The 12,629-nt window shown below is 70.9% G+C and carries 9 protein-coding genes and 1 pseudogene; 8 read left to right on the top strand and 2 right to left on the bottom strand.

Annotated features, from left to right (window positions below):
- From ABB07_RS40650 to ABB07_RS08610, 6 genes and pseudogenes are all read left to right on the top strand, one after another.
- Positions 1–427: pseudogene (locus ABB07_RS40650) on the top strand (glycoside hydrolase family 3 protein); the annotation flags it as partial.
- Positions 428–526: 99 nt separating this feature from the next.
- Positions 527–1,561: a phytanoyl-CoA dioxygenase family protein gene (locus ABB07_RS08630; protein WP_208898168.1), complete on the top strand. Its 1,035-nt coding sequence runs from the start codon at positions 527–529 to the stop codon at positions 1,559–1,561.
- Positions 1,558–2,850, top strand: a complete 1,293-nt coding sequence (locus tag ABB07_RS08625; protein WP_208898167.1) for a DUF6271 family protein — start codon at positions 1,558–1,560, stop codon at positions 2,848–2,850. Before ABB07_RS08630 ends, ABB07_RS08625 begins: the two co-directional genes overlap by 4 nt.
- Entirely contained in the window at positions 2,847–4,133 is a 1,287-nt protein-coding gene (locus ABB07_RS08620; RefSeq protein WP_244189275.1) for a type III PLP-dependent enzyme, read from the top strand. Before ABB07_RS08625 ends, ABB07_RS08620 begins: the two co-directional genes overlap by 4 nt.
- 1 nt (position 4,134) lies before the next feature.
- Entirely contained in the window at positions 4,135–4,638 is a 504-nt protein-coding gene (locus tag ABB07_RS08615) for a GNAT family N-acetyltransferase (protein ID WP_208898166.1), read from the top strand.
- Positions 4,638–5,831, top strand: coding sequence for an MFS transporter (locus tag ABB07_RS08610; RefSeq protein WP_208898165.1), 1,194 nt, complete (start codon positions 4,638–4,640; stop codon positions 5,829–5,831). The genes ABB07_RS08615 and ABB07_RS08610 overlap by 1 nt, the downstream gene beginning before the upstream one ends.
- Before the next feature lie 111 nt (positions 5,832–5,942).
- Here ABB07_RS08610 and ABB07_RS08605 read toward each other — a convergent pair whose 3' ends face one another.
- A complete protein-coding gene (locus ABB07_RS08605) occupies positions 5,943–6,935 on the bottom strand; it encodes a GlxA family transcriptional regulator (protein ID WP_208898164.1) in 993 nt (330 codons plus the stop codon).
- A gap of 132 nt (positions 6,936–7,067) precedes the next feature.
- On the opposite strand from ABB07_RS08605, the gene ABB07_RS08600 reads away from it, so the two are divergent.
- Entirely contained in the window at positions 7,068–7,658 is a 591-nt protein-coding gene (locus tag ABB07_RS08600) for a cysteine hydrolase family protein (RefSeq protein WP_208898163.1), read from the top strand.
- A 253-nt stretch (positions 7,659–7,911) separates the two neighbouring features.
- On the opposite strand, the gene ABB07_RS08595 is transcribed toward ABB07_RS08600, so the two are convergent.
- Positions 7,912–9,441: a helix-turn-helix domain-containing protein gene (locus ABB07_RS08595; RefSeq protein ID WP_208898162.1), complete on the bottom strand. Its 1,530-nt coding sequence runs from the start codon at positions 9,439–9,441 to the stop codon at positions 7,912–7,914.
- A gap of 384 nt (positions 9,442–9,825) precedes the next feature.
- Here ABB07_RS08595 and acnA point away from each other — a divergent pair, with 384 nt between their 5' ends.
- Positions 9,826–12,543, top strand: coding sequence for an aconitate hydratase AcnA (gene acnA, locus ABB07_RS08590; RefSeq protein ID WP_279617384.1), 2,718 nt, complete (start codon positions 9,826–9,828; stop codon positions 12,541–12,543).
- The last annotated feature ends 86 nt before the right edge of the window (positions 12,544–12,629 follow it).

The following is a 12,629-nucleotide window of genomic DNA, read 5'->3' as shown; positions in this document are numbered from 1 at the left end:
CGCGGCCCGCCGCGCGCTGCGCGTGACCCGCGCGGGCGCCGCCGCGCCGGTCACCGCGCCGGTGTACGTCGCCCAGTTCGAGCCGGCCCGCAACATCGCCGTCGGTGACCAGACCCCGTGGGGCGTGGCCGCCGAGCTCGAGCGGCTGCTGCCCGGCACCGCCTCCGGCTCGTTCACCGGTGCGGGGGCAGGGGCGGAGGTGCTGGCCGCGGCCGACGGCCGCCGGATCGTCGCCGTGGTCCGCGACGAACACCGGCACGACTGGATGGCCTCCGCCCTCGGCACTCTGCTCGCCGCCCGCCCGGACACCGTCGTCGTGGAGATGGGCCTGCCGCAGGCCGCCCCGCGCGGCGCCCTGCACATCGCCACCTACGGCGCCGCCCGGGTCTGCGGTGCGGCGGCGGCGGAGGCCGTCGTCGCGGGCTGAGCCACCCGCTCCACCGGCCGCCCGCCGTCCGCGCGGGCGGCCCGCTCAATCCTGTCGTCTTCCCGGATCTCACCTGCGCACGTCGTACAGAGGAACCGCATGCTGACGCCCCACCCCCACCTCCACCGAGCGGCCTCGGCCCGCCCCTATTTCAGCGCCGACGGCGAGACGTACCTCGCCCCGACCCCACTGCGCCACATCGAGAAGTCCCAGCCCCTGAGGGTGCTGTCCGAAGCGGACCTCGCCTTCTGGCAGACCTACGGCTACGTCGTCGTCCGCGAGGCCATCACCCCCGGCGAGGCCAAGCAACTCCTCGACTTCGCCTGGGAGTTCCAGGGCCTCGACCCCGACCGCCCCGACACCTGGTACACGGAACCGCCGTTCCGCTCGGAACTCGACCGGCACCTGTTCATCTACGGCTTCGTCGAGGCCTACCACCACCAGCTCATCTGGGACAGCCGCCAGACGCAGCGCGTGTACGACGCGTTCGTGGACGTCTGGGACTGCCCGGAGCTGTGGGTCACCCTGGACCGGCTGAACCTCAACCCGCCCAACATACGCACCCGTTCGCGCTCCCTGATCGAACCCGCTGACGAGGGCTTCGACATCGAACTGCACTGGGACGTCGACACCACCCTCGCCGTCCTCCCGCAGCGCGTCCAGGGCATCATCGCCCTGAACGACACCCGGCCCGAACTCGGCGGCTTCCAGTGCGCGCCCGAGCTCTTCCGCCGTTTCGAGGAGTGGCGCGTGGCCCAGCCGCCCGGCCGCGACCCGGTCCGGCCCGGCACCGACCGCGCCGAGTTCCCGGTGGTCCGCCCCGACCTCCAGGCCGGCGACCTGCTGATCTTCAACGGGCTGCTGGCGCACGGCGTGGCACCGAACCTCTCCGACAACGGTGTCCGGGCCGTCCAGTACCTGTCGATGATGCCGGCCCTGGAGGAGCACACGGCACTGCGCGACTCCCGTATCGACTCCTGGCGCACCCTGGCCACCCCCGACTGGAACGCCACCCTCCTCGGCGACGCCCGCACGCCGGAGGCCGACCGCTACGGCCCCGCCACGCTCACCCCGCTCGGCAGAAGACTGCTCGGCCTGGACTCCTGGGCCGCGACGGCGGAAGAGGCACAGTGAACCACCGGATCTGCCTCTGCCTGCCCACCAACCGTGCCTGCCCGGCCACCGTCACCGCCCTGCACGACGAGGCCGCCCACGCCGCCCGCCGCCACGGCGCCGACGTCCAGCTGCTGATCCTCGACTCCGCCGCCGACCGCACCCGCGCCGAGCACGCCCGGGTCGTCGCCGGACTCCACCCGGTACCGGGCGTCACGGTCCACCACCTGGACGAGGAGACCCAGCGCGCCTTCCTGCGCCGGACGATCGAGCGGGCCGGGTCGCGGCACCCCCACCGCCTCCTGCACCTGATGCTCCCGCCCGCCGTCTCCTACGGCGCCTGCACCAACCGCGCCTTCCTGCTGGCCACCGCCCTCGGCTGCGACTCGCTGCACCGCAGGGACTCCGACAGCACCTACCAACTCCACGCGGGACAGCCGGTGTTCCCCGTCCACCACGAGCTGCCCTGGCTGGGCGCCCCCGCCGCCGAGGCCACGGCCTCCGTCACCCGCACCGACCTCGCCCCGGCGCAGCTGGCCCGACCGGTGTCACTGGTGGGGGCCTCCTTCATCGGCGCACTCTCGGTCGACATCGGCGAGATACGGCGCCTGGACGAGGGTGTGTACCACGACGTCGTCAGCCTCTGGGCCCCCGGCGACTGGCCCGAGGAACGCAAACGGCACCTGGTCGAGGAGTCCTTCACCGGCGCCGGCACGGCACCCTTCACCGCCGACCGGGCGACCCTCACCGTGGTCGACCCCATGCGCGTCGACATGTGCAACATCGCCTTCGACCGCGCCGTGTACGAACGGATCCCCCTCCCGCCCGCCACCGACACCATCGGCAGCGACTACTTCCTCCTCCACCTGGTCCACGACGCGGGCCTGCCCGGCATCCTCCACAACCGCCACATCGAGAACTTCCACACCCCCGAACGCCGCACCGACACCGGCTTCCCGGCCTACCAGCGGCGGTTCGTCAAGTTCCTGCTCTCGATGCTCCACTTCCACCACGTCTACGACCGCATGGCCGCCGAAGGCGCCGCTCTGCTGGACGAGCGGCATCGCGTCCGGGCCGACCGGGTCGTGGAGTTCCTGCACGAGAGCACGGACCTGGACCGCACGGAGAACGTCTGGCGCCTGGACCGGGTGGACACGGCGTACCGCAAGCTGGGCGGGCGGTACGCGAGATTCGCCGACCAACTCGCAGGCGAGAGGGGCCGGTTACTGGAGGAGGCGGAGTCGGACATCGAAGACTTCGCGTACCTGGTCGAGGCATGGCCGGCACTGATAGAAGCGGCCCGCACATGAGCGCCCCAAAGGGGCGCGGGGCCCTGTCTGATATGCGGCTACCGCCGCGTGGACGCGATCAACCACGGTGGACCCGCACGCGCGCGACGACACTTCCCGGCACATCGGTAGGCGCACTGTCCGAATCCCTCGCCGCAGCCGAATCCGACCGCATCATCTACGACCTCACCGGCATAGAGCACCAATACGACGCCCTGCTCGACGAGTTGCCCGGCACCCACATCCGCTTCGCCCTCAAGGCCTGCCCCGTCGACGAGGTCCTGCACACCCTCGCGGCCCGCGGCGCCGGATTCGACGCGGCGAGCCCGGCCGAGATCACCCAGGCCCTCCGCGCCGGCGCGCAGCCGGACCACATCCACTACGGCAACACCATCAAGTCCGACCGGGACATCGCCGAGGCCCACCGCCTGGGTGTCCGAACCTTCGCCACCGACAGCGTCGAGGACGTCACCGCCATCGCCGCGCACGCGCCCCGCGCCCGGGTGTTCTGCCGCCTGACCACCGGAGGCACCGGCGCCCTGTGGGGCCTGAACCGCAAGTTCGGCTGCGCCCCCGACGACGCCGTCCACGTGCTGGAGACGGCCCGCGAGTCCGGACTCATCCCGGCCGGACTGTCCGTGCACGTCGGCTCCCAGCAGATGACCTGCGAGGCCTGGCAGCAGGCCCTCGACACCCTCGCCGGGACGCTGACGGCGCTGGCCGGGCGGGGGATCGTACCCGACCACGTCAACCTCGGCGGCGGCCTGCCCGCGCTCGGCTACCGGGACCGCCACGGCGATCCCCTCGACCCGCCCCTGGACAAGATCTTCACCGTGCTCCGCGAGGGCATGGACCGGCTGCGCGCGCTCACCTCCGCCCCGCTCGACTTCGTCATGGAGCCGGGCCGCCACCTGGTCGCCGACCACGGCGCCGTCCGCGCCCACGTCTCCCGGCTGACCCGCCGCCGGCAGCCGGACGGGACCGACGCCCACTGGCTCTACCTGAGCTGCGGCAAGTTCAACGGTCTGTACGAGATGGACCAGTTGACGCACCGGATGGTGTTCCCCGGCCACCTCGACGCGGCGGAGCACGTCTCCGCGATCGTCGCGGGCCCCACCTGCGACAGCGACGACGCCTACGGCGGGGGCCGGCACCCGGTGCGCGTGCCGGCGTCCGTCACCTCCGGCGACCCGGTCTGGATCCTCTCCGCCGGCGCCTACGCCACCAGTTACATGACCCAGGGGTTCAACGGCATCCGCCCGCTGCCCTGCGTGTGCGTCCGGGGTCGGGAAGGACACCACTGACATGACCCACCTGATACGCCGGATCACCGAGGCCGACTGGCCCGGGGTCGTGGCCCTGGAAGCGGAGGCGTACGCCGGCACGGGGCTCTCGGAGGGGGAGGCCGCGCTGCGCTCCCGGGCCGCGGCGGGCACCTGCCTCGTCCTGGACCTCGACGGCCGGATCGCGGGCTACGCACTGGCCCTGCCCTACCCGCGATTCCGCTACCCCGACCTGACCCGGCCCGAACAGACCCCCCACTGCTCCGCCAACCTGCACCTGCACGACCTCGTCATCACCGCGCCCCTGCGGCGCAGAGGGCTCGGCAGCCGGATGGCCCGCCACCTGACGGACGTGGCCCGCACCCGCGGGTTCCGGACCATGTCCCTGATCGCGGTCGCCGGCAAGGAACCCTTCTGGCGGGCCAACGGCTACCGCGCCCACCCCGAGGCGCGCCTCCCCGCCGCCTACGGCCCCGGCGCGGTGTACATGTCGGCGCGACTGGCCGCCGTACGGGAGGCGAGCTGATGCCCTCCCCGTCCTTTCCCCGCGCCAAGTGGTCGATCGCGGCGCTGTTCTGCTTCCTGGGCCTCCAGTACGGCACCTGGGTCTCCCGGCTGCCCGCCCTGAAGACCCGGCTGGACCTGGGCGCCGGGGAGGTGGGGCTGCTGCTGATGGTCTGCGGGGCGGGCGCGGCGGCCTCCTTCCCGCTGGTCGCCGTGCTGATGCGGCGCCTCGGCTCGCGGCGGCTGGCCCTGGTCTCCGCGCTGTGCCTGGTGGCCGTACTGGCCGCGCTGTCCGCCGTACCGGACTACCCGCTCGCCCTGCTGGCCGTGTGCGCCGACGGAGTCGCGGTCGGCTGCCTCAACGTCGCCATGAACGCGCAGGGTGCCGCGCTGGAGAAGGTCCACGGCCGCACGGTCATGTCCCAGCTGCATGCCACGTTCAGCGCCGGTCTGCTCGCCGGTGCCCTGCTGACCTCGGGCGTGACCACGCTGACCGGGTCGGTGCCGGCGCACTTCGCCGTGGCCGGGGCCCTGTTGCTGCTCCTGCTCGCGGGCGCCCGTTCCGGGCTGCTGAACCACACGGAACCGGGGGCGCCGGGCGGGCCGCAGCGCAGCCGCCGCCGGGCCCTGCCCTCCTGGACGACCCTGCTGATGGGCTGTGCCATGGCCTTCGGCACGATCACCGAGGGCGCGATGAACGATTGGTCGACGCTCTACCTGAAGGACGTCGTCGGGGCCTCGGCGTCCGTGGCGCCGCTGGGCATCGCGGTCGTCTCGGTGATGATGCTGCTGGCCCGCCTGCGTGCGGACCGCTGGCGCAGCCGCTGGGGCGACGGCCGGGTGGTGCGGGCCGGCAGCGCGGTGGCCGCCACCGGACTGGCCCTCGCCCTGCTCACCGGCGGGCTCGTCCCGGCCCTCCTGGGCTTCGCCTGCGTCGGCCTCGGCGCGGCCGCCGTCACCCCGTGCGTCTATGTCGCGGCCGCCGGCCACGGCTCCGGCGCCCTGGCGCTGGTCGCCGCGATGGGCACCACGGGCCTGCTGGCGGGGCCGGCCCTGATCGGCTTCGTCGCGAGCACCACGAGCCTCACCCTCGGCATGACCACGGTCGCGGCCTCGGCCCTGATCGTCACCCTGACGGCCGTCCGGATCCCCTGGCCCGACCGCTTCCCGACGGCCGCTCCCGGCACGTCCGTTCCGGCGCACGAGCGCGCGTGACGTCCGTCGCCCGGCGGTCGGCCACGGGGACGTCGAGCCGCCGGCAGACCCGGCAGCCGGCCCACGGCGCCCCGGCTCTTCACCGCGGGGAGCCGGGGCGCCGGTGTGTGCTCAGCCGGCGGAGTGGCGGAAGCGGCTCCGGTACTCCGTCGGCGTGGTGTCGAGCCTGCGGCGGAACGCGCGGATCAGGGTGTCGACGGTGTTGAAGCCGGAGGCGGTGGCCACCCGCTCCAGGGTGTCGTCCGTGGTCTCCAGGCGGTTCCGGGCCACTTCTACCCGGGCGGATTCGACGTAGGCGGCCGGCGTCGTGCCCAGCTCCTCCTTGAACATGCGGGTGATGTGGCGTTCGCTGACATGGGCGAACCCGGCCAGGGTGGCGATGGTGTGGCGCGCGGTGATGTTCTCGGTGATGTGGTGGCGGATGTCGTCCATGCGCCGGGTGGCGGAGGCGATCCCGGCCGGCACGCTGAACTGGCTCTGACCGCCGGGGCGTTTGAGGTACATCACCAGCTGCCGGGCGACCGCCGTCGCGGCCTTCTCGCCGTGGTCCTCGGCGACCAGGGCCAGGGACAGATCCAGGCAGGCGGTGATCCCGGCTCCGGTCCACACCCCGCCGTCACGGATGAAGATCGGATCGGCGTCGACCTCGACCGACGGGTGGTCGGCGGCGAGCTGCTGCGCGGTGGACCAGTGGGTGGTGGCCCGTTTCCCGTCCAGCAGGCCGGCCGCGGCGAGGAGATGCGCCCCGACGCAGACCGAGGCGATCCGCCGGGTGCGGCCGGCGAGGGTCCTCACCCAGGCGACCACGCCGGGATCGGCGAGGGCCCGTACCCGGCGTTCGGTGTCGACCTCCACGGAGCCGGGCACGATCAGGGTGTTGATCTGCCTGCGGGCGACGTCCGTGAACGTCAGGTCGGGCAGTACCCGGACACCGGCCGCCGTGGTGACCGGGTCCATGGTCTCGGCGGCCAGGACCACGTGATAGCCGGTCTCGCCGTCCACCTCCCGGTCGAGGAGAGCGAACACCTCGGGCGGTCCCGTGACATCGAGCAGGTCGACGCCCTCGAAGAGCATGATGACGACAAACCGTCTGATACGGCTCACTTCTTCCCCTGCGTGGCATGTCCAGATCTGCAAACTTCGTGTCATTGCCGCGCCATTTGGAGGATCGTAGCGTGATTTCCGGCCACCGCGGACGGCTCGAAACTCTCGTGAACATCCCAAGAAGGGGCAGTTGTGCCTTCGAAAACCCTGCGTGACCTCAGCGGCCTCGACCAGACCCCGGCGTCGCTCGCGGACTCGACGGTCGTCCTGATCGACCTCCAGAACACCTACACCCAGGGCGTGATGGAGCTGGACGGCTGGGAGGGCGCCCTCGACGCCGCCGCGGATCTGCTGGCCAGGGCCCGCGAGGCGGGTGCCAAGATCATCCATGTCCAGCACGACGGCGGCGAGGGCAGCCCGTACGACCTCGACGCCGAAGTGGGCCGGATCCACAAGAAGGTCGCCCCGGCCGACGGCGAGCCGGTCGTCACCAAGCAGGCGCCCAACGCCTTCCACGGCACCGACCTCGGGGACCTGGTGGACGAGGCCGGGAACGAGAACCTGGTCCTGGCCGGCTTCATGACCCACATGTGCGTCGCCTTCACCGCCCAGGGCGCGTTCCTGCGCGGCAACCGGCCGACGGTGGTCGCCGACGCCACCGCCACCCGCTCGCTGAGGACGGACGTCGCCGAGGTGTCCGCCGAGCAGCTGCACCACGGCGCGCTCGCGACGATCGCGGACCTGTACGGCGTCGTCGTTCCGTCCGCCGCGTCCCTCGGCTGACCGGCCGGCGCGGGGACACCGCTGCGGAGAACGACCCACGCCACCCCCCGGCGACCCGTTCTCCGCAGCGCCACGGAACCACTCCGTGGCGCGACAGCACATCGGCCGTACGGCCGGTCGGGGGATCACAGTCATCCGCGCGGATTGGGGAATCCGCGTGTTCTTCCCAGAGGGGACAAAGGAAGTGCCGACCCGTAGAACAGTTCTCGGCGCCACCGCCGCCGCCGCTCTGAACGGTGACTGACGGCCCGGCCTAGATGTCCCGGAAGATCTCGATCTGCGCCCCGATGGTGTTCAGGCGCTCGGCGAGATCCTCGTAACCCCGGTTGATGACGTACACGTTGCGCAGCACCGACGTGCCCTCGGCCGCCATCATGGCCAGCAGGACGACGACGGCGGGGCGCAGGGCCGGCGGGCACATCATCTCGGCGGCGCGCCAGCGGGTGGGGCCCTCGACCAGGACCCGGTGCGGGTCCAGCAACTGCAGGCGTCCGCCCAGGCGGTTGAGGTCGGTGAGGTAGATCGCGCGGTTGTCGTAGACCCAGTCGTGGATGAGGGTCTTGCCCTGCGCGACGGCCGCGATCGCCGCGAAGAACGGGACGTTGTCGATGTTCAGGCCCGGGAAGGGCATGGGGTGGATCTTGTCGATCGGCGCTTCGAGCTTGGAGGGGCGGACGGTGAGGTCCACCAGCCGCGTACGGCCGTTGTCCGCGAAGTACTCGGGGCTGCGGTCGTGGTCGAGGCCCATCTCCTCCAGGACCGCCAGCTCGATCTCCAGGAACTCGATGGGGACGCGCCGCACGGTCAGTTCGGACTCCGTCACCACGGCGGCGGCCAGCAGGCTCATCGCCTCGACCGGGTCCTCGGAGGGGGAGTAGTCCACGTCGACGTCGATGTTCGGCACACCGTGCACGGTCAGCGTGGTGGTCCCGATGCCCTCCACCCGGACGCCGAGGGCCTCCAGGAAGAAGCACAGGTCCTGGACCATGTAGTTGGAGGAGGCGTTGCGGATGACCGTCACGCCGTCGTGCCGGGCGGCGGCCAGCAGCGCGTTCTCGGTCACGGTGTCGCCGCGCTCGGTCAGCACGATCGGCCGGTCGGGGCGGACCGAGCGGTCGACCCGCGCGTGGTACTGGCCCTCGGTGGCCGCGATGTCGAGACCGAACCGGCGCAACGCGATCATGTGCGGCTCGATGGTCCGCGTGCCGAGGTCACAGCCGCCGGCGTACGGCAACTTGAAGTGGTCCATACGGTGCAGCAGCGGGCCGAAGAACATGATGATCGAGCGGGTGCGTACGGCGGCCTCCGCGTCGATCGCCGCCATCTCCAGCTCGGCCGGCGGCACCAGTTCCAGGTCGACGCCGTCGTTGATCCAGCGGGTGCGCACGCCGATGGAGTTGAGCACCTCCAGCAGGCGGTACACCTCCTCGATCCGTGCCACCCGGCGCAGCACCGTGCGCCCCTTGTTGAGCAGCGAGGCGCACAGCAGTGCGACGCACGCGTTCTTGCTCGTCTTCACATCGATGGCACCGGACAGACGGCGACCGCCGACCACGCGCAGATGCATCGGTCCCGCGTACCCCAGCGACACGATCTCACTGTCCAGGGCCTCACCGATGCGGGCGATCATCTCAAGGCTGATGTTCTGGTTCCCGCGCTCGATGCGATTGACCGCGCTCTGACTGGTGCCGAGCGCCTCGGCGAGCTGCGTCTGTGTCCAGCCCCGGTGTTGCCGGGCGTCACGGATGAGCTTGCCGATGCGTACGAGGTAGTCGTCTGCCATGAGGTTGAGGTTATCTCAGATATGAGATGGCGCCCGACCGGGGGGTCCATTCGGGTGACGGCGCGTCAGTCGACCAGCGGCGATACCGGTTTGTCCGGTATGTCGACGACGGACGGGCTCTCCGTCCGATTACCCCCGTTTGGCGCACTGATGACCGGAGAAGGCGGACTTCTCGAAGAGGGGTGGCCGCGCCCGGGGTGGTTCGGGCATGACCATCCAGCGGTCATGTACTAGAGTTATCTCGACATCGAGATATCTGCCAGGCGCACCGCAGCCGCCACCCCACTAAGGGTTACCTAACTTAGCCTTACCTTAGCGGATCGGCCAGACCGGCGTGGCGGCAGGATTGACGGTGGTACGCGCACATCAATGAAGGAGACTGTCGTGTCGGCGAACAGCTTCGACGCCCGCAGCACGCTGCAGGTGGGCGACGAGTCGTACGAGATCTTCCGGCTGGACAAGGTGGAAGGCTCGGCTCGCCTTCCGTACAGCCTGAAGGTGCTGCTGGAGAACCTGCTCCGCACGGAGGACGGCGCGAACATCACCGCCGACCACATCCGCGCCCTCGGCAACTGGGACTCGCAGGCCCAGCCCAGCCAGGAGATCCAGTTCACGCCGGCCCGCGTGATCATGCAGGACTTCACCGGCGTGCCCTGTGTCGTGGACCTCGCGACCATGCGTGAGGCCGTGAAGGAGCTCGGCGGCGACCCGGCGAAGATCAACCCGCTGGCCCCGGCCGAGCTGGTCATCGACCACTCCGTCATCGCCGACAAGTTCGGCACCAACGACGCTTTCAAGCAGAACGTCGAGCTGGAGTACGGCCGCAACAAGGAGCGCTACCAGTTCCTGCGCTGGGGCCAGACCGCCTTCGACGAGTTCAAGGTCGTACCCCCGGGCACCGGCATCGTCCACCAGGTCAACATCGAGCACCTGGCCCGCGTGGTCATGGTCCGCGACGGCAAGGCCTACCCGGACACCCTGGTCGGCACCGACTCGCACACCACGATGGTCAACGGCCTCGGCGTCCTCGGCTGGGGCGTCGGCGGCATCGAGGCCGAGGCCGCCATGCTCGGCCAGCCGGTCTCCATGCTCATCCCGCGCGTCGTCGGCTTCAAGCTCACCGGTGAGCTGCAGCCGGGCACGACCGCCACGGACCTCGTGCTCACCATCACCGAGATGCTGCGCAAGCACGGTGTGGTCGGCAAGTTCGTCGAGTTCTACGGCGAGGGTGTGGCGGCCACGAGCCTCGCCAACCGCGCCACCATCGGCAACATGTCGCCGGAGTTCGGCTCCACCGCCGCGATCTTCCCGATCGACGACGAGACCCTGAACTACCTGCGCCTGACCGGCCGCAGCGACCAGCAGGTCGCCCTGGTCGAGGCCTACGCCAAGCAGCAGGGCCTGTGGCTGGACCCGAAGGCCGAGCCGGACTTCTCCGAGAAGCTCGAGCTGGACCTGTCCACGGTCGTCCCGTCCATCGCCGGCCCGAAGCGCCCGCAGGACCGCATCGTCCTCGCGAACGCCGCCGAGCAGTTCAAGCTGGACGTCCGCAACTACGTGGACGACATCGACGAGGCGGGCAAGGAGTCCTTCCCGGCCTCCGACGCCCCGGCCGTCCACCCCAACGGCTTCCCGTCCAACCCGGTTCCGGTCACCGCCCCCGACGGCACGACCTACGAGCTGGACCACGGTGCGGTGACGGTCGCGGCCATCACCTCCTGCACCAACACCTCCAACCCGTACGTCATGATCGGCGCCGCCCTGGTCGCCAAGAAGGCGGTCGAGAAGGGCCTGACCCGCAAGCCGTGGGTCAAGTCCACCCTCGCCCCGGGCTCGAAGGTCGTCACCGACTACTTCGAGAAGGCCGGCCTCACCCCGTACCTGGACAAGCTGGGCTTCAACCTCGTCGGTTACGGCTGCACCACCTGCATCGGCAACTCCGGCCCGCTGCCGGAGGAGGTCTCCAAGGCCGTCAACGACCACGACCTCGCGGTCACCTCGGTCCTGTCCGGCAACCGGAACTTCGAGGGCCGCATCAACCCCGACGTCAAGATGAACTACCTGGCGTCCCCGCCGCTGGTCGTCGCCTACGCCATCGCGGGCTCCATGAAGGTGGACATCACCCGTGACGCCCTGGGCACCGACCAGGACGGCAACCCGGTCTACCTGAAGGACATCTGGCCGACCGAGGCCGAGGTCAACGACGTCGTCGCGAGCGCCATCGGCGAGGACATGTTCGCCAAGTCCTACCAGGACGTCTTCGCCGGTGACGCCCAGTGGCAGTCGCTCCCGGTCCCGACCGGCAACACCTTCGAGTGGGACGCCGAGTCCACCTACGTCCGCAAGCCCCCGTACTTCGAGGGCATGGGCATGGAGCCGGCCCCGGTCGAGGACATCACCGGCGCCCGCGTGCTCGCCAAGCTCGGCGACTCGGTCACCACCGACCACATCTCCCCGGCCGGTGCGATCAAGGCCGACACCCCGGCCGGCCAGTACCTCACGGAGCACGGCGTCGAGCGCCGCGACTTCAACAGCTACGGCTCCCGCCGCGGCAACCACGAGGTCATGATCCGCGGTACGTTCGCCAACATCCGCCTGCGCAACCAGATCGCGCCGGGCACCGAGGGCGGCTACACGCGTGACTTCACGCAGGAGGGCGGCCCGGTCTCCTTCATCTACGACGCCTCCCGCAACTACATCGAGCAGGGCATCCCGCTGGTCGTCCTGGCCGGCAAGGAGTACGGCTCCGGTTCGTCCCGCGACTGGGCGGCCAAGGGCACCGCGCTGCTCGGTGTGAAGGCCGTCATCGCCGAGTCGTACGAGCGCATCCACCGCTCCAACCTCATCGGCATGGGCGTGCTGCCGCTGCAGTTCCCGGAGGGCGCCTCGGCCGCCTCCCTCGGCCTGACCGGCGAGGAGACCTTCTCCATCTCCGGCGTGACCGAGCTGAACGACGGCACCACGCCTCGCACGGTCAAGGTCACCACCGACACCGGTGTCGAGTTCGACGCGGTCGTCCGCATCGACACGCCCGGTGAGGCCGACTACTACCGCAACGGCGGCATCATGCAGTACGTGCTGCGCAACCTGATCCGCAAGTAAGCGGCAGGACCGGCGGTTCAGGGCCGCATCCCCGTCTGCCGGGGGTGCGGCCCTTCGCCGTCCGTGCCGCGGCCAGGTCACCACCG

This window comes from Streptomyces incarnatus (genome assembly GCF_001027185.1).
Taxonomy (GTDB): Bacteria; Actinomycetota; Actinomycetes; order Streptomycetales; family Streptomycetaceae; genus Streptomyces; species Streptomyces puniciscabiei.
The sequence above is the reverse complement of the archived record's forward strand: the minus strand, read 5'-3'. Positions and strand labels throughout refer to the sequence as shown.